The organism is Wolbachia endosymbiont of Armadillidium vulgare str. wVulC (assembly GCF_001027565.1).
Lineage (GTDB): Bacteria > Pseudomonadota > Alphaproteobacteria > Rickettsiales > Anaplasmataceae > Wolbachia.
The window spans coordinates 85,934-108,730 of record NZ_ALWU01000005.1 but is presented as its reverse complement, the minus strand read 5'-3'; the positions used below and the strand labels follow the sequence as shown (position 1 = coordinate 108,730).

Sequence of the window (22,797 nt, the reverse complement as noted above, 5' to 3'; positions counted from 1 at the left end):
TTTATATTTTTTTAGATGAGATAAAAACTTCGTTTTAAAGCTAGATGTGATTCTATGGGTAATGATTACAACAGCACTTCACCAAAGAACGCATATAACACCCTTTAAAACTTAATTAAATGGCATTGTCAATAACCTTACTACTATAGAACAAACCTGTATATAAGTCTAATACGATTTTTGTACTTTGCAAATAAAAAAAATTGAACAGTTTTCGTAATTTTGGTGAATATATATAACAAGAAAACAACTTTCTGCAGTAGCACATAATTCTCATTGTTGGACTACAAAAACCTATGAATTGCTGGTGTGCTTTGCAGGAACCAAACAATATTTAGTGCTACTTGTAATTTTAAATAATGTCAATCCTAACACTAGACCTCGGCAAGCAAACGGGCTGGGCAATTTTAACAGGTGGAGTAATTGAAAGTGGAAGCGAAAGTTTTCATGGTAGTCGTTTCAGTGGAGGTGGCATGTGCTTCTTGAATTTTCGTAATTGGCTCAATTCTTTGAAAGACATTTCTGCAGTGTATTTTGAGGAAGTGAGAAGACATCTAGGAACTGATGCAGCGCATTGCTATGGCGGTTTTCTCGCAGTTCTCTCTGCTTGGTGTGAAGAGAACAATATTCCCTACCAAGGTGTTAATGTTAAAACTATCAAACGCTTTATAGCAGGCAAAGGCAATGCAAGTAAGAGTGAAGTTATTGAAGCGATACGTGAAAAAAGTTTTTCACCTAGAGATGATAATGAGGCCGATGCTTTGGCATTAATGTTCTATGTTAGTAAAGATATTAATAAGACGAAAAATCCATAAAAAGTGGGTCCTTTCAGCCAGAATGGCGGATTTGGTGGGTCAGACCCCAGGCCTTTTCTAGTGTTAGACATATTTTGAATATTAACTTTTTAATTAGTACAGTAATTATATGAATTTAGCAATCCACTACTATCCTACTCAAAATCTGGTCGAATATGAGCGTAATCCACGTAAAAATGATGACGTAATAAACAGAATGTGTGCTTCAATCAGGGAATTCGGCTTTCGTATTCCAATAGTTGCAAAAAGCGATGGCACTGTGGTTGATGGTCATTTAAGACTTAAAGCAGCAAGAAAACTTGGTATGGAAAGTATACCAGTGGTCTTAAGTGATAATCTAAATGAACCACAAACTAAAGCTTTTCGATTACTTGCAAATCAATCAGCTAATTGGGCAAAGTGGGATGATGAGCTTTTAAAAGTGGAAATTCAAGAGCTAGAAGATCTGCAGTTTGACCTAAAAATGACAGGATTTGAATTAGAAAAAGTTCAACATTTCCTTGATGATTTAGATAGTGAAAAAGAAGATCTTTCTGACTTAGCTATTGATGACAAAAAAGTAACAAAACCAGGGGATTTATGGATTTTAGGTGATCATCGAATCTATTGTGGTGATAGCTCTGTAGTTGAATCATATAAAGCGCTGTTAGATGATAAAATGGCAGATATTACCGTTTGTGATCCTCCATATAACGTTGATTATGGTAGTAGTCAAGAGAGAGAAGATAAAAAAATATTAAATGATAATCAAGGTGAAAAGTACGAACTTTTTCTCTATGACATCTGTTCCAATATTTTAGCATACACCAAAGGTGCGATTTATATCTGTACATCATCATCAGAGTTTTCAACGTTGCAAAAAGTATTTGAGGAAGCGGGGGGGAAATGGTCAACTTTTATTATTTGGGCAAAGAATCATTTTACGCTAGGAAGGTCTGATTATCAAAGACAATACGAAGCAATGCTCTACGGTTGGAAAAATGGCAATAAACGTGAGTGGCATGGAGGAAGAAATCAAAGTGACCTCTGGTTTTATGATAAGCCAACACACAACTCACTACATCCAACGATGAAGCCAGTAGAGCTAATGGAGAAAGCAATAGTTAATAGCAGCAGACCTGGGGATACTGTACTTGATCCATTTAGCGGCTCTGGAAGTACACTGATTGCATGCGAGAGAACAGGAAGAATTTGTAGGACAATAGAGTTAGATTCAAAGTTTGTAGATGTAACGATAAAACGTTGGCAAATATATACCGGAAGAGATGCCATTCTAGCCGATACTGGTAAAACCTTTTCACAAATTCAAGAAGAAAAACAGTAAGAAAAAAGTGGAAAAGATAACGCAAACAGAATGGGCAAAAGAACAAGGATTTTCAAAGCAATATGTCTGTTATTTAGTAAAGAAAGGAATAGTTAAGTTGGAGGATGGTTTGATCAATAGAGAACAGGCAAATGAAGCGGTGGCAGCAATAAGAGATCCAAGTCAGCCACTGAGGAGGAAAAATCCAGAAAATACAAGTAACCTTTCCACGATGTTGCTAAAAACTAGAATAAAAAATGAAATGGAACGTGGTAGATTATTGGAGGCAAAAGCAAAAGCTGAGATTGGTGAACTTGTAGCAGTAGAAGAAGTAAAAAACGAAGCATTTAATGTAGCAAGAGTTGTACGTAATAATTTGCTTAATATTCCAAATAGGGTTTCAGCACTGCTTGCATCACTGAGTGACACTGAAAAGATTCATAAGACGCTAACTGAAGAGATTACAAGCTCATTACAAGAATTATCTAATACTAAATTTCAAATATAAAAAAGATTTTGAATATAAAATGGCTGATAACTTAAGTTTGGAGTTAATAAAGTGTCTCATTAATCAACCTGGATTAGATGTTAATGTCAGAGGATTAAATGGAAAGACACCACTACATTGCGCTATAGAGTTTAAGCATGGTGGATTTATTACTCACGAAGAAGAACATTAATCCTTTTGTTGAGGACAATGAAGGCAAAACATCTCTTGATTACGCCAAAGAAGGGAAAAAAGCAGAAATATTACAAGCGCTAATTAATAACAAGTACGGATCAGAACAAGATAGCTTACTTCATTTAGCTGCAATGATAGGTGAAGTTAATGCAGTTAGATATTTGATCAGAAAAGGTATTGACGTTAATGTACGAAATGCTTTGCATCATACGCCATTACATCTAGCAGCAGGAATAGGACATGCAGAAGTTGTAAAGATTTTGATAAGAGAAGGAAATGCTGAAATCGAGGTTTTTGATGCACGAAATCAGACACCGATGCACTATGCAGTTAACAACAAAAAATTGGAGATAGTAAAGTTATTACTGGAGCTAGGAGCAGATGTAAATAGCGCACGTGTAGGACAAAACTCGATGAAATTATCACCTGTTCATATAGCCGTAAGTAATACTAATTACGATGAAAGAGATTTGTGTTTGGATATCCTCAAATGCTTAATAAAGGAGCCTAATGCTCAAGTCAATTTACAAGACTACGAGAATAGAACACCACTACATTACGCTGAAAGACTTAAAACCATAGAGGTCTTACTAACGCGAGAAGATATAGATCCTCTGGTAAAAGACGATAGTGGCAAGACACCATTTGATTACGCTAAGCCTGAGATAAAGAAGATCTTGATGAACAATAAGTATGGTCCTGAAAAGAACAGTCTACTCCATTTAGCTGCACAAAAAGGAGTTGTAGATGCAATCTTAAAAGAAGAAATCGATATTAATATTTTAAATAATAAAGGTCACTCTCCGATTTACCTTGCTGCGGAAAAAGGGCATTTACATGTAGTAAAGTTATTGCTGAAAAAAGGAGCAAACTATACACCTGTTCTGCACTTAGCAATCAAATCAAATAATTTGGAGTTACTTAAAGTTTTATTTACTGAAAAAAATGGGGCATTGCTCTGCAGAGACACCGTTGTTAATTTTCCAACCCTTCATAATAAATATATAGCACAGAGAGAAATAGCAGATAAAAGGATGAAAAAACATAATAATATTATCTGCATCTGTATTACAGTTAGCGCAGTAGCAATGGCAGCATATACAGGTTTAACAGCAACAACAATAAGCAGTGCGATCATTTTTGCAACAATAACAGGAATACTTGCACTTGTTATAGCAATAATCGCAAGTGAGATGAGCAAAAGATATATAGAAAAGGAATTTCAGAAAAAGATGTTTATGGAATTGGAAGAGTGTAGTTCTACTGTTAATGATGTTGAGATAGAACAAATTATGAGTATATGCAGACAATGATATATGCCAGAGCTTTTTCTGAAGGTTTAAGACCAGATCCCCAGCTTAAAGTATCAGAGTGGGCGAATAAGTATCGAGTTTTAGCACCAACTGCAGCATCAGAGCCAGGTAAATGGAGAACGGAAAGAACTCCTTATTTAAAAGAAGTCATGGATTCGCTATCTCCATCTTCGTCAGCGGAGAAAGTAGTATTCATGAAAGGAGCACAGATTGGAGGAACAGAAGCTGGTAACAATTGGATAGGCTACATCATAGATCAAACACCAGGTCCAATGCTAGTAGTACAGCCAACAGTTGAAATGGGAAAACGTTGGTCAAAAGGAAGATTTGCGCCGTTAATAGAGAGTACGCCATGTTTAAAAAGTAAAGTAAAAGACCCAAGGTCAAGAGACTCAGGAAATACTGTACAAAGTAAGGAATTTCCAGGTGGAATAGTAGTAATAACTGGAGCAAATAGCAGTGTAGGACTTCGTTCTATGCCAGTAAAATATCTCTTTCTTGATGAGATTGATGCCTATCCAGGAGATTCAGGAGGAGAAGGAGATCCAGTTTTACTCAGCATAGCTCGTACCAATACATTTGCACGGCGAAAGATTTTTTTAGTATCAACGCCAACGATTCATGGAATAAGCAGAATTGAAAAAGAATTTGAAGCAACAGATAAGAGATATTTTTTTGTTCCATGTCCGCATTGTAATTACTATCAAGTTCTAAAATGGTCACAAATTAAATGGGAAGATAAAAATCCAAATACAGCACACTATATATGTATAGAATGTGGTGAAAAGATAGAAAATCATCAAAAAACAGAGATGCTAGCTAGAGGTGAATGGAGAGCTACAGGTGAAGGGGCAAAAGAAGGGGCAAAAATAGGGTTTCATTTATCTAGTTTGTATAGCCCAGTTGGGTGGTATAGCTGGACTCAAGCAGTGGAAGATTTTCTCCATGCAAAGGAAAATGAGCAATTACTGAAAGTTTGGATAAATACAACACTCGGAGAAACCTGGGTAGACAAAGGAGAAGTACCAGACTGGAAGCAACTATTTGAGCGTCGAGAAAATTTTCCGATAGGTACGGTTCCGAAAGGCAAAGTGATATTGACAGCAGGAGTAGATGTCCAAAAAGATCGGTTAGAAGTAGAAGTAGTGGCATGGGGTATGGGTCGTGAAAGCTGGTCAATAGATTACCAGGTATTTGAAGGTGATACAGGAGGTGGAGAAGTATGGGAAAGACTTTCAGAGCTTTTGAATCATCATTTTATCGGTGAAAATGGACTTGAATACATGATAAGCATGATGGCGGTAGATGCTGGATATGCAACGCAAGAGGTTTATAACTGGGTAAGGAGTCACCAAGGCTCTGGGAGAGTAATGGCAGTAAAAGGAGCAAACAAAGCGCTAGTGCCGCTTAACAGCCCAAGTAGAGTTGATGTAACAGTTGGTGGTAAGAAGTTACGGAGAGGAATGAAGCTGTGGCCAGTTGGGGTATCGATATTGAAGTCCGAGCTTTTTCAGCTACTTAATGTTTTAACAGAAGGGGCGCCGGGATATTGTCATTTTCCAGAGTATCCACCTGAATATTTTAAGCAACTTACTGCAGAACAACTAATTACCAAGGTAGTAAAAGGATACACCAAGCAAGAGTGGCAGAAGATAAGAGACCGAAATGAAGTACTAGATTGCAGGATTTATGCGAGAGCAGCATCTATTGCACTTGGAATCGATCGTTGGCCAGAGAGTAAATGGAATAGTTTGAGTGGAAAAATGGAAAGTAAAAAATCAAAGAAAATAGTCAAAAGCAAATGGATCAGCGAGTAGTAAATGTATAACGAAGATTATCTAATTCAAGTTGAACAAGCAATAAAGAAGCTTCAAAGTGGCGAAAGAGTAGTATCGATTGCATATGGTGATCATGTGGTTAGGTATGGAGAAGTGCAGATAAAAGATCTATTGGATTTAAGACAACGAATTAAAGCTGAGTTAAAAGTTGTAGGTGTAAAGCCGAAGCGCAGGATTGTGATTTCAACAGATAAAGGGGTCAAGTAAAATGGCTGAAAATCAACTAAATGTTAACGTGAGCTTTGAAGGTGAATTAGCGAAATATCTCAAAGATATAGCAGAAATTGACAACAAGACTGTAGCAGAGATTTTAGTGCATCTAGCAACGGAAGCGCTAGAGGAAGACATAGAATTGTCAAAAATGATTGCAGAACGAGATGTTGAAGGTGCAGAGTTGATTAGAGGGGAGGATGTAGACTGGTTATCTGAGGAAATCACTGAAGATGATGAAGGTAAACAAAAGTACAAAATTGCCTATTCAAAAAATGTTCTTGAAAAAGATTTTCCAGATATACCACCAACGATAAGATCAAAAATAAAAAAAATTATAGATGAAAAACTTACAACTGATCCGCTGAAAGCTGGCATACCATTACGTGGTAAATCAAAGAAGGATTAAGAGTTTTGTGCAGTTGCATAAAGTCAGCAAGCTGTTTTTTAAAACATTATCTGTCTGTTAAGGTGTCTAAATGTTACTAAAGTCATTCAAACAATTATTCCGCAAACCACCAAAGCCTAAAGGTTCAGCGTGGGATGCAGGAGGATCTGGAAGAAGATTTTTTCACTTTCAACCAGAGACAGGAAGTATAAATAGCTTACTCTCGTATAGTCTTGAAACTTTACGAAGTCGATCTCGAGACATGGTAAGAAAGAACTCCTATGCAGCAAACATCATCGATACGATAGTAAGTAACTCTGTTGGAACAGGAATAAAGCCGCAGTCAAAGGCGAAAGATGCAGAGTTTCGGAAAAAAGTGCAAGAATTATGGCTGAGATGGACAGATGAAGCAGACAGCAGTGGGATAAATGATTTTTATGGGTTACAAGCTTTGGTCTGTAGGAGCATGATAGAGGGAGGGGAATGTTTTGTACGGCTGAGAACGAGAAAACGAGAAGATGGTCTTTGTGTACCGTTGCAACTGCAAGTACTTGAATCAGAGCATTTAGACAATAAGAGCAATCAAACCCTTGCCAACGGTAATGTAATCAGAAACGGCATTGAGTTTAACAGGCTTGGGCAAAGAGAAGCGTATTACCTTTTTCGAGAGCACCCTGGTGAAGGCTCGTTTGGCGAATCAGTGAGAGTGCCAGCAAACGATGTTTTACATATTTATAAACCACTTAGACCAGGGCAGATTCGAGGAGTACCATGGCTTTCTACAGTACTGTTAAAGCTCTACGAACTTGATCAATATGACGATGCGGAATTAGTGAGAAAGAAGACAGCAGCGATGTTTGCAGGGTTTATTACGAGACTTGATCCTGAAGCAAACATCATGGGAGAAGGAGAGAGTAATGAACAAGGGGTAGCACTATCTGGTCTTGAACCTGGAACAATGCAACTTTTAGACCCAGGAGAAGATATAAAATTTTCGGAACCATCTGATGTTGGAGGAAGTTATGAAGCATTTATGAAACAGCAGCTCAGGGCAATAGCAGTAGGCACAGGGATAACGTATGAGCAGCTAACAGGAGATCTTACCGGGGTTAATTATTCATCGATAAGAGCAGGGTTAATAGAGTTTCGTAGGAGGTGCGCGATGTTACAGCATAACGTGGTAGTATTTCAATTTTGCCGTCCAGTATGGGATAGGTGGTTAGAATTAGCCCTACTCTCAGGAGAACTCGATATAGGAGAAGAATGGACAAAAAAAGGGGCAAAAGAGGTAAAATGGATAGCGCAAGGGTTTGATTGGGTAGACCCGCTGAAAGATCAGCAAGCACAGCAAATGGCGGTAAGAAATGGGTTTAAGAGCAGGTCAGAGGTGGTATCAGAGCTGGGTTACGATATAGAAGAAATAGACCAAGAAATTGCAGAAGATCAAAGGCGTGCTAGTGAATTAGGTCTACATTTTGACTCCGACGTCAGCAACAACTTTAATTCTAATTCTGAAATAATATGACAACACAAATGATCTGGTTGAATAAGCCGATGATGATAGAAGCAAGAAGTTTTGAGTTACTATCGTTACATGCGGGAAAACAGCCTATATTTAAAAATGTAAAACATGCAATAAAAAATAGTGAAAAAGGAATAAAAGTTATACCAACACATGGAATTTTGACAAAAAAATCGGAAATCTTCGATGATATACTAGGAATGACATCATATGAACAAATCGAAGAACAGTTGAAACGAGCTTTAGTGGATGAAGAAGTAGAAACAATAGTACTGGATATAGATAGTCCAGGAGGTGAAGTAAACGGTTTATTCGACCTTTCCGACTTTATCTACAAAGCGAGAGGAGAAAAAGAAATAATAGCAATAGCGAATGATGATGCATATTCTGCGGCGTATGCGATAGCGTCAAGTGCTGAAAAGGTATATATAAGCCGGACTTCAGGTATAGGAAGCATAGGAGTAATAGCAAGCCATATAGACCAAAGTGAGTTTGATGAAAAACAAGGAATAAAATATACCACAGTATTTGCAGGAAAGAGAAAAAACGATTTAAATCCGCATGAGCCGATAACGTCTGAAAGTCTGGAAAGCTTGCAAGGAGAGGTAAATCGCCTATATGAGATGTTTGTCCAGCTAATAGCAAGAAACCGAAATTTGTCCATGGAAAGAATCAAATCAACCGAAGCAGGGCTATATTTTGGTATCTGTTCAGCTAAGCGGTGTGAGAAACGATAGATAGAAGATTGTGAAAAGGGTTTAACTCCCTTTGTTTCCAAGTTAAGTATAATGAAATTATCCTCTCAAGGAATGTGTTTCCTCGCTGTGATTGGGTAAAATATGAATTTTTACGGTAAACGACATAGTGTCGTATCTGTTGTTCAGCATGATTATTTGTCAATGGAATGTTTTCTGAATCATTCAAAAAATTCCACATCATTCTTTCAGATTTCAAAATATTTTTTGCAACTCGAGAAGCTCCTATTGCTTCAGGTAAGTGGAATATCTCCTTCAAGTAATACCTTGTACGTTTTCGCAACTTTCTGGCACGTCTAGTAAATCTTAAAACGTCTATTTCACTTTTTAGTAAAGCTTTTTTCAGTGCAAATAATTCAGTAGCTACGTTTCTTAAGTAACAGCCCAGAACTTTGACTTCGATGTTCCAACTATGCACTAACCTTTCAAAATCTCTTGATAAATGTGCCCAGCAGATTTGCCTGTTTTTATCGGCAAAGTAGTTGTATGCTGCATATCTGTCAGTTACTACTAAGCTATTGCGATTGCAGAACTTACTACTTTGTAAAACCTTCATTCCTCTTGACTCTGTAAATTTTACAAAACTTGCCGCATTGCTTGCAAACATCCAGCACCAACCAAGCTTACCCTTATTGTAATGGCTGGTTTCATCGATATGAAGAATTTTGCTTGTACTTACTTCTTGTTCGATCTGCTCATACATTTTTTTGCATTTTGAAGCAACTCTATGTTCACTATTTGATATGCTACCGACGCTTATGTTCAAATTGAAGATATCATTTACGACACTCGCTATTTCGCGTTTTGAATTTTTGTAAAACCCGCTGAACGCTGCAATTATTGACTTAACCCTTGGTCCAAATGTATCTGACGTAACACCTTCTGGTAACTTACTGCTTCTCCTTTTCCCGCATCTCCGGCAACGACCTTGCTCCAGCTGATATTCCACTACATAAGGCTTGATTTCCGGAAGATCAACTTTTTGGTGAATGTACGGTTTCTTGTATATTGCGATCTCCCCTCCACATTCGCAAGTAGATGACAACTCTACTTTTACCACTTCATCTGCGTTCATTTTAGCGCGATAATTGCCATTGTGCCCAACCTGACCGCCAACATTCCTTTCGCTTTTTGGTTTGTCCTTTTTTATTTTGTATAGCTCTTTTGAGCTAGGCAGAGATGAGTTTTTTGAATTTAAACCGAGCCTTTCCTTTAATTCAGCGTTCTCTATCTTTAAAGCCTTGTTTTCTGCTTTTAAATTTTCATTCTCTCTTTCCAGCCTTTCTATTTTTTGCTGTAAATTTTTGCAAAGTTCTAAAAGGTTTACCACATTACCTCACTTTTGCTCTATGGTTATCTTTTTAGATTACCTTGTCTACCTTATTCTGCCACTCTCCTGAACGGATACATATTTTGGCGAGAAAGCAATAGAGATAGGACTTGCTGATGGAATTACGACATTTTCAGAATTTATTGACAATTATAGGAGTAATATGACTAAAACTGAGATACAAGCAATAGATATTGACAATCTAATTGAACAAGGAAGATGTTTTGGGTATGAGAGCTGCCGCAAGGAAGTATTAGAGGTAATAAGATTATGTAATTTATCAAAGATGCCAGAGAAAATAGGAGAATTTATTGAGCAGAATGTAAATGCAAAACAAGCCCAAGAGATATTAATGTCGATACTGGCGGAGAGAACGAAGAAGACAGAGATACTGAGTACAATACCGCAAAATACACCAGAAGACTTGATGATGCAGGTAGCAAGAACTCGAGCGCAATCTGGCATTTGAGAAATTTAGGTATCAGCAATTACAAACGCCGCAGTAAATAAGTGACCAAAGTCCGCCAGAATAGGCAATTACAGATCTTTTACCGCGGCGTATAACAGCTATAAACACAGCGGTAAACAAGTAGCCAAAATTATTATAAATCTTTTACCGCCGCGTATCAAACATGGCGATAAAATTAAAGAAAAAAAGGAGCAAAAATGACAAGTATAACTGAAGCAAATAACTTAGGTGATCTTCTGAAATATGAGGCATCAAGTCTATATTCAAGAGACCAAATAACAGTAGCAAAAGGTCAAAATATTAAGCTTGGTGCAGTAGTTGCCAAGAAGACAGACGATGGTTTTATTAGGATACTTAATCCAGCAGCTACGGATGGAACGCAAACAGCTATAGGTGTAATAACAAGTGATGTAAATGCAACGGAAACCACCAAAGCAGTAATCATTACACGTATAGCAATGTTAGCAGATCATGCAGTGGTGTGGCCAGCAAATATCACTGAAGAGCAGAAAGCTGCAGCAATAAAGCAACTTGAAGCACGAGGAATCATTATCCGCAAGGGAGTTTAACTTAAATTAAAAAGGGAGAAAAAAATGCAAAATCCATTTACAAATCCAGCATTTAGTATGACGGCACTAACAAATGCGATAAACATATTGCCGATAAATTATGGACGTACAGAAAATTTAAATTTATTTCCAAGTAGGTCGGTAAGATTTCGTCATATTACAATAGAAGAACACCAAGGAGTTCTCAGTTTATTACCAACACAATCCCCAGGAGCACCAGCAACAGTGGGAAAACGAGGAAAACGGAAAATAAGAACATTCACAATTCCACATATTCCCCATGATGATGTAGTTTTACCAGAGGAAGTACAGGGAATAAGAGCATTTGGATCAGAAAGTGAACTTAAAGCGCTGGCGGATGTAATAACTGACCATTTGCAGCTAATGAGAAATAAACATGCAATAACGTTGGAGCATTTGCGAATGGGAGCGCTGAAAGGGATTATTCTGGACGCAGATGGCAGTGAATTATTAAATCTGTACAACGAATTTGAAATCACACCAAAAGTAGTAAATTTTGCGCTAGGAACAGCAACAACTGATGTAAAACGAAAATGTCTGGAAGTATTGAGACATATTGAGGATAACTTAAGTGGTGAATATATGACTGGAGTTCATGCTTTGGTAAGCCCTGAGTTTTTTGATGCACTTACTTCTCATACTAAAGTGAAAGAAGCATATGAGAGATGGCAAGAAGGAGCAGCACTTCGAAATGATATGAGATCAGGATTTACGTTCTGTGGAATAACGTTTGAGGAGTATAGAGGACAAGCAACTGATCCTGAAGGAACCGTAAGAAGATTTATAGAAAGAGATACAGGACACTGTTTTCCACTAGGAACAGCAAGTACGTTTACGACATATTTTGCACCAGCAGACTTTAATGAGACAGTGAATACGCTTGGTCAGCCATTATATGCAAAACAAGAGCCAAGAAGATTTGATAGAGGGACCGATTTACATACTCAGTCAAATCCTTTACCAATGTGCCATCGTCCAGGGACATTAGTCAAGATATTATCTTAATACCCCCCTCAACAATGAAGTAAAAATATTAACTGACAAGATTACAGTTACAGACCCAACTCATCCACTGTTTGGTAGAACTTTTACCATAGCCTCAAGGGTCCATTGTGGTAGCAATATATTGGTTACTTACCGTAATGATATCATTTTAAGTATTCCGTTTTCTGCTACCAATTTAGTTGATAGGGAAGATTTTATCGTTAGTAAGCTAACATATGAATCATTATATGAATTTGTTTCTTTAGCAAAGGAGTATAAATTACTATGCCATGTAAACCATATCAACTGTGGCAGCGAATGTCACAAAGTTCTAAATTGGAAGTCTTAGAAAATATATTGTTAATATCTCAAGAGGTTATTCATGAGCACGTCAGAGCTAATCACAGTACAACACTTAGCACGCGAAGCAATAATTTATATAAGACAATCAACACCTCATCAAATATTAAGCAATCAAGAGAGTCTAGAACTACAGTATGCGTTGAAGCAAAGGGCAATTGATCTTGGTTGGAAAGCTGATAAGGTTATCATAATTGATACTGATCTTGGTATAACTGGTACTAATATTGAAAAGCGTGAAGGGTTTAAAGAAGTTGTTACTAAAGTTACTTTAGGACAAGTAGGGATCATACTTTCTTATGATGTAACCCGTTTATCACGGAATTGCTCTGACTGGTATCCGTTACTGGATATATGTGGCTATAAACAGTGTTTAATAGCTGATAGGGATGGTATCTATGATCCTGGTAGTATTAATGGTCGATTGTTACTGGGTATAAAAGGGCAACTTGCTGAAGTAGAGTTATCTACTATAAGAGCTCGACTAAATGCTGGATTATTGAATAAAGCAACACGAGGTGATTTAGCCTTAACTCTTCCAGCTGGCCTTGTTCGTTATCCAGACGGTTCAATACATAAGGATCCTAATCTTGAAGTTCAGCATCATATTGAGCTTATTTTTAAAACTTTTTTAGAAAAACGATCAGCAGGAAAGGTTCTAAGATATTTTCATGATCATCAACTTACTATTCCTAGGTATAGCTATTTAAAAGAACTACAATGGGAAAAACCGAAGAGGTGTGCAATTCTCTCGATACTTAAGAATCCAGCTTATGCTGGAGCATTTGTTTATGGTCGTCGTACCACAAATTACAAACTATCCTCTGCTGAAAAAACGACAAAAAGATTGCCAATAGAAAAATGGAAAGTTTTGGTAAAAGATAAATATCCAGCTTATATAGATTGGGAAAGTTTTATAAAAATTCAGACAATGCTAAAAGATAATTATCCAGAATATATGCATGGAAAAACACGCGGAATACCTAGAAAAGGAGCCTTGTTATTGCATGGAATAATCTATTGTGGAGAATGTGGATACAAAATGATAGTGAAGTACAAAAAAGGAAACCAATATATATGTAATCACTCGTACAAACATGGTCTTGAACCTATATGTCAAAGTTTACCTGCTGATGCTATTGACAATGAAGTAGTTCCTAAATTTTTTGAAGCACTTAGTCAAATTGAGTTGGATGCTTATACCAAAGCTATTGATTCACAGTTACAATCTGAACAAGCAATTAATAAAGTACGTTTGCAACAATTAGAACGCTTAAGATATCAAGCTAAGCTGGCAGAACGACAATTTAATCAAGTTGATCCTGATAATCGTCTTGTAGCTGCAGAACTTGAAAAGCGTTGGGAACAAGCATTGAGTGACCTTAAGGATGCGGAGGTTATATTTGAACGTCAACATCCAAAAAAACCTACTCCTCAATTATCTGAGGAACTGAAAGAGGTATTTCTAGATATAGGTAGGAAATTACCTGAAATTTGGTATAAACCAGTTCTGTCACATCAACAACAAAAATCTTTTCTCCGTTGCATAATTGACAAGGTAGTAGCGCACCGAATTAAACGTGATTGCTTACAAATACGTATTGTATGGCATGGTGGAGAAACTACCACTTTTCAGATTCCTATTTCAGTGAATTCTTTTCGTGAATTAACCAACGCAACAGAAATGGAACAACTTATAGTAAAGCTAAGCAAAGATGACAAAACAGATATAGAAATTGCTCAGTACCTGGAAAAACAAGGATATCGCTCTCCCAAGAAGAACACTGTTTTAAAAAGTACAGTAGAAAGGATTCGATTAAAAAATAATATTTCTCAAAAAAAGTATCATCCACTTCCCATTGAAGTACCTGGCTACCTTACTATTTCGCAAGTTGCAAAAATCCTTAAAGTTTCTAGGCATTGGCTTTATGATAGAATTAATAACGGTAAAATTAAAATACAAAAAGATACTAGTAAAGCTAATTGCAAATATTTATTTGAGGATAAATCAGAAACTATTAGAATGTTAATAGATTTTAAAAATGGTAAACTCAACATCATAAATTTTTTATAGGAGCATCAATATGAACGATCAGTAAAAGTCGTTGCAACATAACAATACTGGTAGAGCAACTACAAAAGTGGTGAGGCATGAGGACTGCTCTACCAATATGCCCCTTCTTAGCGTGCATGTAGAGATTAGTGCATAAAGGTAAAATATGCAAGGAAAAATAGAAAGATTATTTGCAGATTGTTTTGCACATCTTGGGGAGCAAGCGTTGTATGAATCAAAGGATAAGGCATACATGGTACAAATATTGAAGCAACAGCCAGATAAATTATATGGAATTGGTGAAGGACAATTTGTGGGGGAGATGCTTTTTCTTGAGGTAAGCGTTTTTGATGTATTGAAGCCAATGGTGGGAGATATTTTTGTTATTGATGATCGTAAATATAAAGTACATTCTTCACCGCTGCAAGACAATTCAGGAATGGTATGGAAAATTCAAGCGTCGGGGGTGTGAATGCGTATCAACGTTGAGGTTAGCGATAGCATTGAGAAGGTTATGCAAAGTATAGATGCTGAAAGGAAAAAAGTGGAAAAAGCGACGGAGAGGGCATTAAACAAAACAGCACTATGGTTAAAAGCAAAAGCAGCTAAGGAAATCAGTGAGGAAAAGAAGATAAAATTAACGGTAATGAGAAAAAGGCTGCGAATCTTTAAGGCAAGAACAAGCAGATTAGAAGTGTTAATTAGAGCAAATCTCTACGACATTAGAGCATCGACAATTGGCAAAATACAAAAAACAAGAAGAGGATCGAAAGTAGGAAAGCATGAGTTTATAGGAGGATTTGCAGCAGTTATGCCAAAAGGAAATAGCGGTATTTTTAAACGTGAAGGAAGAGCAGCATTGCCAATAAAGGAAGTAAAACTACCACTGGAACCAGAGGCTTCAAGGATAATATTGTTAATTATGAGGTTGAGAAAGTATTTACAAAATTTTTTGAACGTGAATTAAGTTATATTACAGGAAGTGTATGAATTTTAAAGATTTGCATAATGCAATTTGCACCACACTGAAGAAAGAAATACCAGCAATACAAACATGTGAAATTTATCCATCGATAAGAAAAGAATTAGTAGCGCCAGCGGTGTTTGTGGAACTTAGCGGATTTGAAAAAGGACATGATCCTGGAACAGAAGAATTAGCGCTGAAAGCAAGATTTGAAGCGAGGATTGTAGTTGATGGAACAGTAGAGGATTCCTCGGTAGTTGTTAGAACATTAGCTGCTGAGGTTGCGAGAGTAGTAAATAAAAATACTTGGAACGTGGAAAATATTTTTCCTGCTGAATTTCTCTCTGCGGAAATTGAAGGATTTAGGCCAGAATTAGATGCATATCTTGTTTGGGTAGTTGATTGGGTTCATGAGATACATATTGGTGAGTCAGTGTGGTCAGAAACTGGAATTAAACCGTATATTATAGAGATAGGTAACGTACATGTTGGATCATAGTTTTGCGATTTCAGAGCTAAGTAGAGAATTAGCGAATATCATTCGTATAGGAGTTGTAAAAGAAGTAGATTATGAAAAAGCAAAAGTAAGAGTGAAAATAGGAGAATTTTTAACAGATTATTTACCGTGGATAACAAGTAAAGCAGGAAAAGATAGAGATTGGTCTCCTCCAGATATTGATGAGCAAGTAGTTATACTTTCCCCGCTGGGAGAATTATCTTTAGGAGTAGTACTTCTTGGAATATATCAACAAAAGTACTCTGCTCCAGAGAATAAAAAAGAGGTGAGTAGCTTAACATTTCAAGATGGAACAAAGTTGTCATACGATAAAGATAAACATCATTTAGAGATTGAAGTAGTAGACAAAATAACACTGAAGGCTGGAGAAGCGAGTATAGAAATGACAAAAAGTGGAATAAAACTGAAAGGAAGTAGAATAGATTTAAATTGACATGAGAAGAGCTATAGTTTGTACAGGTGATAATTGTACTGGAGTACCTATTCATGTTTGCGTAAGCGGGAGTAAAGATGTGCGTATTAATGGTAGATCTGTCTGTCGTAGAAGTGATACCTTAACTATGGGAGAGGAGACACTAACACAAGGATCAAACAGCGTATTTGTAAATGGTATTGGTGTAGCGAGAACAGGTGATGTGGCGTCTTGTAGTTTTCAAATAGTAAGTAAAAATCAAAGTGTGTTTTCAAAATAAAAAAATTAAAATAGTCGAAAAATGAGAGGAATGGATGCTAAAACAGGAAAAGCGTTAGAAGGAATAGAGCACTTAAAGCAATCGATAATTGATATACTGACCACTCCAGTAAACAGTAGAATAATGAGGAGAGATTATGGGTCAAGATTATTTGAATTGGTGGATAAGCCAATAAATAGAGATTTAACTTTGGAAATCTATGCAGCAACAGCAGAAGCACTGGGGAAATTTGAGAAGAGATTTAAGTTAGAAAAAGTAAAGATTGCTGAAGTTAAAGAAGGAAAAATGACTCTTGTACTCGAAGGTCTTTATCTTCCAGAAGGCAAATTCATAGGTATTAGTGGAGTAGTTGTTTAAAAATGCAGCAGCCTGAACCACTGAACTTCGAAGAGATTTTTGCTCGGATGAAAGAAGAGTTAATAAATCGAGATAAAAGTTTTACGGCACTAATTGAAAGTGACCCAGCGATGAAGATTTTAGAAGTAGCAGCCTGGAGAGAGCTTTTGCTGAGACAAAGAATAAATGAAGCGGTAAAAAGCAATTTACTCAAGTTTGCAAGGGGAGAAGAGCTTGATAATTTAGCTGAGTTTTATGGAGCAGAGAGGCAAGATGGAGAAGAAGATGAACGCTTCAGAAAAAGAATCAAGGCAAGAATAGTTGGCTCAAGCACAGGAGGGAGTAAAGAGCATTATCGGTTTCAAGCACTCTCAGCAGATAGTAGAGTAAAGGATGCATTAGTAGAATCACCCATACCAGGGAAAGTACAAATTTCAATTTTATCAACAAAGTTATCCACAGCATCAGAAGAACTACTTGAAATTGTAAAAAAGCAGCTTACTAGAGATGATATAAGGGTATTAACAGATGCAGTAACAGTGATTGGTTGCAATATTATGGAAATAGATATTCACAGCAGAATGAGCATAAGTCCTGTAATATCGAAGGAGGAAATCAAGAAGCAGTTCATTAAGAAGTTTGAAGCAAATAGAAGGCTGGGATGGAATGTTACAAGATCTTGGATAATAGCAAATTTGTTTGTAGAGGGTGTAGAAAACGTAGAATTAATCGAGCCAAGAGAGGATGTTGTGGTTCTGGGGAATGAGTGTGCAGTGCTTGGCTACGTCAAGTTAGATAGGATTTAAAACGTATTTTTTTGTTTTGTGGAATCGTACCAGTGAGGGGATTGCGTGCAATAAGTGGTTTAAGGTTTACTGGATAAAAATGACCAATGTTAGGGAGACGAAAGTATTGATTTTCTTCCAGAAGTTGTAATTTGTTTTTTAAAGTATGGATAATATGGTCAAATATTAAGGAAAGTGTTTTTGATATTAAGAACATCTTTATTTTTGATCAGTTCTGCAATGATCTCTTGCTTACTCATAAGCTACCTAAATAAAGGAAATTAAAGCAACTTGAAAGAAAAGACAAATGAAAAGTTTATTACCGCCAAACGCAACAAAGCAAGAGCAAGCACTGGTTGATGCAATAGATTATAAGGTTGATCCAAGCTGTATTAGAGGATTTAAATTTAGATTGGAAGAAGAAACATTGCCGTGGATAATAGAAGAATATGGTTTAGAAGAGATACTGCGTTGGGTAAAAAATAAAAGAAGAGCTATAGTAGAAGGAGTAAAATTTCAAAGACTGCGAGGAACACCTGCTTCACTCAAAATAGCTCTCAAATGGGCAAATATAGAAGATATTACAATTATTGAAGAACCACCTGGTAAACATTTTTTTGAACTGCAGATAGGGATAAAAGATGTTCCAAATGACTTTTTTGTAGATGCGGTTGTAGAGCTTGCAAAACTATCATTACCAGCAAGATCAAGGCTAATGAGGATTTTTAATGACTACTATAACGTTGATAGGTTTATATTAGATGAAAGTATATTCGGCAGCTTATTATCAGACTATTCAGGTAGAAAAGTTGAAAAAAATGGGCCAGTGTTATCGTTTGGAAGAATAAATTTTTTCAGTTCTAGAGGTCCGTTAGTAGAGATTGTAGACAACTATTTAAGAGAGCATTATGAACAAACATTTAGTAATGACATATATCGATTAGATGTAGCAGTACTTGGGGAAACAGAGCCTCACACAAAGGATTACAAAGGCATTTATGAAAGAAGTCATCAGTGGTATAACTTAAAAGCCCTGTATCCTCTAACTCAAAGCTTATTACCATCGATTAAATTTGCTAAAGCGCAGATAGTATTATCGGACAGTTGGAACTTAGGAGAAACAAATGCGTGCTTTCCGGTTGGTAGCATAGAAGAAGAAGGAAATAAATTTGTATTGGGAAGCGATAAACTTTCAGGGCAGCATTGGAGTTTAAAACACAAGCCAATTTTAGAAAGATTCAGCATTCTCCATCGTTACAAAGTAGAAAATTGTACAGATCAGAAGGTCAGAAAATATGTTTTAGCAGAACACAACGTTTACTATAAAAATAACTCAGATTCAGAGCAAAAAGACTCAATACACGAATTAGAAAATTACATTTTAGTATTTTATTCAGGAGTACTGAAGTGGCACGAACATCGACATTTGCACAGAAGTTGGAAAAATAGTCAAGTAATATCTCTAATAAGTTAAGTACTTATATTTAGATCCTCATATATTATATTAATAATAGGTTAAAATGTATGAAATAAAAAGAAAAGTACTTGCTTTCTCATGCTAAAAAAGACATGACTTGAATAGCAGCAGGTAAACATAAGAAATTTATCTAACGCTAGAAAAGCTAATTTTGTGAGGTATGAAATGAGTTTTAGCAAGAGTAAGTTTTTTAAAGAAGTATCAAGTAACGGGTTTAAAAACATTAATAAAAGAAATGAAGAAGGAGAGACGATCTTGCATCAAGCAGTAGAAATCTCTGATTACAAAACAGTGAGATTATTAATAAAAAAAGGGGCAGAGGTTGATGCAAGAGATAAAAATGGTTATACACCACTACACTGTGCAGTATTCGCAAAAAGTTTAGAAAATGTGAAAGTGCTGCTAAGGTCTGGAGCGGAAGTAAATGCCACTCAATATGTCAGTGGATGTACGCCACTCCACTCTGCGTGCAAAATAGGAGGAGCAAAAGTTGAAATAATAAAAGAGCTAGTAAAGGCCGGAGCTACAGTTAATCAACTGAATAAGTACGGTGCAACACCAATGTATTACATTTGGGAAAGTGAAAAGTATCGTCTATGTGATAGCAAAGAGAGTGAAGAGGCGAGTAAATTTCTGAGAGAACAAGGAGGAATAACAAAAAGTAGAGAACTGACCTGCTATGGAATAGAGAGGCTAGTGGGAGAAATAGCAGACATGTTGAATGGGAGTTATTTGCCGGAGCTAAAAATAATAGAGATAGGAGAAATAAGGAAGAGAGACAAATCGCTAATAAAGGAAGAATGTAAAAATTTAGCAAGCAAAATAATGAGCCAAGTGAACGAAATGATAGATGAGGTAGCGAAAAGGAAGGTTTAAAAGAGGGATTTAAATTTAAAGAAAAGGTGGGGTGGATTATGTTAAAGCTTGGCAAATTTAATAAGTCAGCAAAAGAATTATTAGAGAACTCATATGAAAATATTTATGAAAGAGACGAAAAAGGAAGAACAGTTTTACATTATGCAGTAGACGCAAAAACAGTGAGATTATTAGTTGAAAAAGGAGCGAATGTGAATGCAGCAGATGTAGAAGGACACACAGCACTGCATCTAGCGGTAACAGAGAAACGTCTAGAAACCGTGAGAGAATTGATAAAATCAGGAGGGAATGTAAATGCTGAGGAATATGGAAATAAATGCACACCGCTGCACCTTGCATGTATGGTAGGTGAAAAAGAAATAGTGGAGGAGCTAGTGAAAGCTGGAGGAGAAATAGAGCAAGCGGATAAATTTGGAATGACAGCGATGGATTATGCGAAAACCAGTAAAGAAGTAACTGAAGTATTGAAGAAAGAAATAGACAGAATTGAAAAGTTATTTATGAAAGGCTAAAAATATGGAGGAGGAAATAGAAAAGAAAGTAATGAATTTAGAGAGAAAACCTTTGGGTGAGCTGAGAAAAACGTGGAAGAAGGTATTTGGGGAAGAGGCGCCTAGATACTCAAAGAAATATCTGATACCAAGATTAGCTTATAGAATGCAGGAAAAAGCGTATGGAGAAATGTCAAGAAAGGGGATAAAAAGACTAGAGTATCTGGGAGATCGGCTAGAGAAGGGAAAAAGAATAAGTAGCGATAAATTACCAGTAGAAGGGACAGAATTAATACTAGAGAGAGGGGAAGAAACGCATGTGGTAATGGTAACAGATAAGGGTTTAATCTATAAAGAAGAGTTTTATACGTCATTGTCAGCAGTAGCAGGGAGAATAATGGGAATGAGCTACAACGGACCTTTATTATTTGGGATGCGTGATAAAAGTGAAAATTGAAGAGAATAAAATGCTAAAAGAAGTAAGGTGTGCGATATATACGAGAAAATCAAATGAGGATGGGCTAGAACAAAAGTTTAACAGTCTTGATGCACAGCGAGTAGCATGTGAGAAATATATAAAGAGCAAAGAAGGCTGGGTGATATTGGCAAAAAGGTACGATGATGGAGGATATTCAGGAAAAAATTTAGAAAGACCAGCGATAAAGGAGTTGTTTGAAGATGTAAAAAAAGGAGAAGTAGATTGTGTAGTAGTATATACACTAGATAGGTTATCAAGAGAAACAAAAGACAGCATAGAAGTAACGTCATTTTTTAGAAGGCATAGAGTAAATTTTGTAGCAGTAACGCAGATATTTGACAATAATACGCCAATGGGAAAGTTCGTACAAACGGTATTATCAGGAGCAGCACAACTAGAAAGAGAGATGATAGTAGAGAGAGTAAAAAATAAAATAGCAACATCAAAAGAGCAAGGATTGTGGATGGGAGGAACTTTACCGCTGGGATATGATGTGAAAGATAAAGAGTTAATAATAAATGAAAAAGAAGCGAAAATAGTAGGGCACATATTTGAAAGATATGTGGAGCTAAAATCAATGGCAGAATTGGCAAGGGAGCTAAATAGTCAAGGTTACAGAACGAAAGCAGATATCTTTAAAAAAGCGACGGTGAGAAGAATAATAACAAATCCAATATATATGGGAAAAATCAGGCATTATGACAAAGAGTATGAGGGAAAGCACGATGCAATAATAGAAGAAGAAAAATGGCAAAAAGCACAGGAATTGATAAGGAATCAACCATATAGAAAAGCAAGATATGAAGAGGCGCTACTAAAGGGAATAATTAAGTGCAAAAGCTGTGATGTAAATATGACGCTGACGTATGCAAAAAAAGAGAATAAAAGGTACCGATATTACGTGTGCAATAATCATTTAAGAGGAAAGAATTGTGAATCAGTAAACCGAACAGTAGTAGCCGGAGAAGTAGAAAAAGAAGTGATGAAGAAAGCTGAACAGCTATATGAAAAATGGGGAAAAAAAGCGGAAGAGTGGAAAAATTTAAGTTTTGGAAAGCAGAAAGAAGTAGTGAAAAAGTTAATAAAGGGAGTAATGGTGAAAGGGGATGGAATAGAGGTGAGTTCTGAATCAGAGGAAAAATTTATACCAATGAAGAAGAAAGGAAACAAATGCACAGTAGTAGAGCCAGAAGGAAAAACAAATAATGCACTACTGAAAGCAGTGGTGAGAGCCCATTCCTGGAAACGGCAATTAGAAGAGGGAAAGTACGGAAGTGTAAAAGAGCTAGGTGTCAAAATTAATATAGGTACAAGACGTATACAACAGATTTTAAGGTTAAATTATTTAGCTCCGAAGATTAAAGAAGATATAGTAAATGGAAGACAGCCAAGGGGTTTAAAGTTAGCTGACTTGAGGGAAATACCGATGCTGTGGAGTGAGCAATTAGAGAAGTTTTACGGTTTTAATTTATAAAAGCAATAGGAGATCAAAAGAGTATGTGCCAGAAGGAGATGCTACAAAGGGCCATGCCAAAAGATGTTGAGATTGATGTAGAAGAGCAAATAAAT

The 22,797-nt window shown here is 36.5% G+C and carries 23 protein-coding genes and 4 pseudogenes; 25 read left to right on the top strand and 2 right to left on the bottom strand.

Annotation, left to right across the window (positions count from 1 at the left end):
- The first annotated feature begins 359 nt into the window (after positions 1 to 359).
- The 9 genes and pseudogenes from wVul_RS03910 to wVul_RS03870 form a co-directional block, all read left to right on the top strand.
- The gene (locus wVul_RS03910; RefSeq protein WP_047759258.1) at positions 360 to 815 is read left to right on the top strand and encodes a crossover junction endodeoxyribonuclease RuvC; all 456 of its coding nucleotides are present in this window, start codon (positions 360 to 362) and stop codon (positions 813 to 815) included.
- 109 nt (positions 816 to 924) lie between these two features.
- Positions 925 to 2,139: a DNA modification methylase gene (locus wVul_RS03905; protein WP_047759257.1), complete on the top strand. Its 1,215-nt coding sequence runs from the start codon at positions 925 to 927 to the stop codon at positions 2,137 to 2,139.
- 7 nt (positions 2,140 to 2,146) lie between these two features.
- Complete coding sequence (locus wVul_RS03900; RefSeq protein ID WP_047759256.1) at positions 2,147 to 2,626, top strand: hypothetical protein; 480 nt, start codon at positions 2,147 to 2,149, stop codon at positions 2,624 to 2,626.
- 19 nt (positions 2,627 to 2,645) lie between these two features.
- Positions 2,646 to 4,113: pseudogene (locus wVul_RS03895) on the top strand (ankyrin repeat domain-containing protein).
- A complete protein-coding gene (locus wVul_RS03890) occupies positions 4,110 to 5,930 on the top strand; it encodes a phage terminase large subunit family protein (protein WP_047759255.1) in 1,821 nt (606 codons plus the stop codon). The pseudogene wVul_RS03895 and the gene wVul_RS03890 overlap by 4 nt, the downstream one beginning before the upstream one ends.
- Before the next feature lie 3 nt (positions 5,931 to 5,933).
- Entirely contained in the window at positions 5,934 to 6,158 is a 225-nt protein-coding gene (locus wVul_RS03885; RefSeq protein WP_047759254.1) for a gpW family head-tail joining protein, read from the top strand.
- A gap of 1 nt (position 6,159) precedes the next feature.
- Entirely contained in the window at positions 6,160 to 6,570 is a 411-nt protein-coding gene (locus wVul_RS08650; protein WP_153295524.1) for a type II toxin-antitoxin system RelE family toxin, read from the top strand.
- A 70-nt stretch (positions 6,571 to 6,640) separates the two neighbouring features.
- Positions 6,641 to 8,074: a phage portal protein gene (locus wVul_RS03875; RefSeq protein ID WP_047759253.1), complete on the top strand. Its 1,434-nt coding sequence runs from the start codon at positions 6,641 to 6,643 to the stop codon at positions 8,072 to 8,074.
- Positions 8,071 to 8,775 (top strand): annotated as a pseudogene (locus wVul_RS03870) (S49 family peptidase); the annotation flags it as partial. The gene wVul_RS03875 and the pseudogene wVul_RS03870, both read left to right, overlap by 4 nt.
- Positions 8,776 to 8,785: 10 nt before the next feature.
- On the opposite strand, the gene tnpC reads toward wVul_RS03870, so the two are convergent.
- Positions 8,786 to 10,156, bottom strand: coding sequence for an IS66 family transposase (gene tnpC, locus wVul_RS03865; RefSeq protein WP_047759252.1), 1,371 nt, complete (start codon positions 10,154 to 10,156; stop codon positions 8,786 to 8,788).
- Between the two features lie 79 nt (positions 10,157 to 10,235).
- Between tnpC and wVul_RS03860 the strand changes: the two are divergent.
- The 11 genes and pseudogenes from wVul_RS03860 to wVul_RS03810 all read left to right on the top strand — a co-directional run.
- Positions 10,236 to 10,625 (top strand): annotated as a pseudogene (locus wVul_RS03860) (S49 family peptidase); the annotation flags it as partial.
- A gap of 197 nt (positions 10,626 to 10,822) precedes the next feature.
- The gene (locus wVul_RS03855) at positions 10,823 to 11,194 is read left to right on the top strand and encodes a head decoration protein (RefSeq protein ID WP_047759251.1); all 372 of its coding nucleotides are present in this window, start codon (positions 10,823 to 10,825) and stop codon (positions 11,192 to 11,194) included.
- A 24-nt stretch (positions 11,195 to 11,218) separates the two neighbouring features.
- On the top strand, positions 11,219 to 12,220 hold the full coding sequence (locus wVul_RS03850; RefSeq protein ID WP_047759250.1) for a major capsid protein: 1,002 nt from the start codon (positions 11,219 to 11,221) through the stop codon (positions 12,218 to 12,220).
- A 361-nt stretch (positions 12,221 to 12,581) separates the two neighbouring features.
- Positions 12,582 to 14,633 (top strand): recombinase family protein, encoded by a 2,052-nt coding sequence (locus wVul_RS03845; protein WP_047759180.1) that lies wholly within the window; start codon positions 12,582 to 12,584, stop codon positions 14,631 to 14,633.
- A gap of 145 nt (positions 14,634 to 14,778) precedes the next feature.
- Entirely contained in the window at positions 14,779 to 15,084 is a 306-nt protein-coding gene (locus wVul_RS03840) for a head-tail joining protein (RefSeq protein WP_047759249.1), read from the top strand.
- A 42-nt stretch (positions 15,085 to 15,126) separates the two neighbouring features.
- Positions 15,127 to 15,602 (top strand): annotated as a pseudogene (locus tag wVul_RS03835) (phage tail protein).
- The gene (locus tag wVul_RS03830; protein WP_047759248.1) at positions 15,599 to 16,075 is read left to right on the top strand and encodes a hypothetical protein; all 477 of its coding nucleotides are present in this window, start codon (positions 15,599 to 15,601) and stop codon (positions 16,073 to 16,075) included. The pseudogene wVul_RS03835 and the gene wVul_RS03830 overlap by 4 nt, the downstream one beginning before the upstream one ends.
- Complete coding sequence (locus wVul_RS03825; protein ID WP_047759247.1) at positions 16,062 to 16,526, top strand: phage baseplate assembly protein V; 465 nt, start codon at positions 16,062 to 16,064, stop codon at positions 16,524 to 16,526. Before wVul_RS03830 ends, wVul_RS03825 begins: the two co-directional genes overlap by 14 nt.
- A 1-nt stretch (position 16,527) precedes the next feature.
- Entirely contained in the window at positions 16,528 to 16,785 is a 258-nt protein-coding gene (locus wVul_RS03820) for a PAAR domain-containing protein (protein ID WP_047759246.1), read from the top strand.
- A gap of 21 nt (positions 16,786 to 16,806) precedes the next feature.
- The gene (locus tag wVul_RS03815; RefSeq protein ID WP_047759245.1) at positions 16,807 to 17,142 is read left to right on the top strand and encodes a GPW/gp25 family protein; all 336 of its coding nucleotides are present in this window, start codon (positions 16,807 to 16,809) and stop codon (positions 17,140 to 17,142) included.
- Positions 17,143 to 17,144: 2 nt separating this feature from the next.
- Positions 17,145 to 17,927 (top strand): baseplate assembly protein, encoded by a 783-nt coding sequence (locus wVul_RS03810; protein ID WP_047759244.1) that lies wholly within the window; start codon positions 17,145 to 17,147, stop codon positions 17,925 to 17,927.
- Here wVul_RS03810 and wVul_RS10270 read toward each other — a convergent pair.
- Positions 17,908 to 18,123 carry an HU family DNA-binding protein gene (locus wVul_RS10270; protein WP_047759243.1) on the bottom strand — a complete coding sequence of 72 codons (216 nt, stop codon included), beginning with the start codon at positions 18,121 to 18,123 and terminating at the stop codon, positions 17,908 to 17,910. The genes wVul_RS03810 and wVul_RS10270 overlap by 20 nt on opposite strands.
- 90 nt (positions 18,124 to 18,213) lie before the next feature.
- On the opposite strand from wVul_RS10270, the gene wVul_RS03800 reads away from it, so the two are divergent.
- The 5 genes from wVul_RS03800 (at position 18,214) to wVul_RS03780 (ending at position 22,702) form a co-directional block, all read left to right on the top strand.
- Complete coding sequence (locus tag wVul_RS03800; protein ID WP_047759242.1) at positions 18,214 to 19,380, top strand: phage tail protein; 1,167 nt, start codon at positions 18,214 to 18,216, stop codon at positions 19,378 to 19,380.
- A gap of 168 nt (positions 19,381 to 19,548) precedes the next feature.
- The gene (locus wVul_RS03795; protein WP_047759241.1) at positions 19,549 to 20,259 is read left to right on the top strand and encodes an ankyrin repeat domain-containing protein; all 711 of its coding nucleotides are present in this window, start codon (positions 19,549 to 19,551) and stop codon (positions 20,257 to 20,259) included.
- A gap of 38 nt (positions 20,260 to 20,297) precedes the next feature.
- Positions 20,298 to 20,771 carry an ankyrin repeat domain-containing protein gene (locus wVul_RS03790; RefSeq protein WP_047759240.1) on the top strand — a complete coding sequence of 158 codons (474 nt, stop codon included), beginning with the start codon at positions 20,298 to 20,300 and terminating at the stop codon, positions 20,769 to 20,771.
- 4 nt (positions 20,772 to 20,775) lie between these two features.
- The gene (locus wVul_RS03785) at positions 20,776 to 21,207 is read left to right on the top strand and encodes a DUF2924 domain-containing protein (protein WP_047759239.1); all 432 of its coding nucleotides are present in this window, start codon (positions 20,776 to 20,778) and stop codon (positions 21,205 to 21,207) included.
- Between the two features lie 10 nt (positions 21,208 to 21,217).
- Entirely contained in the window at positions 21,218 to 22,702 is a 1,485-nt protein-coding gene (locus tag wVul_RS03780; RefSeq protein ID WP_047759327.1) for a recombinase family protein, read from the top strand.
- The last annotated feature ends 95 nt before the right edge of the window (positions 22,703 to 22,797 follow it).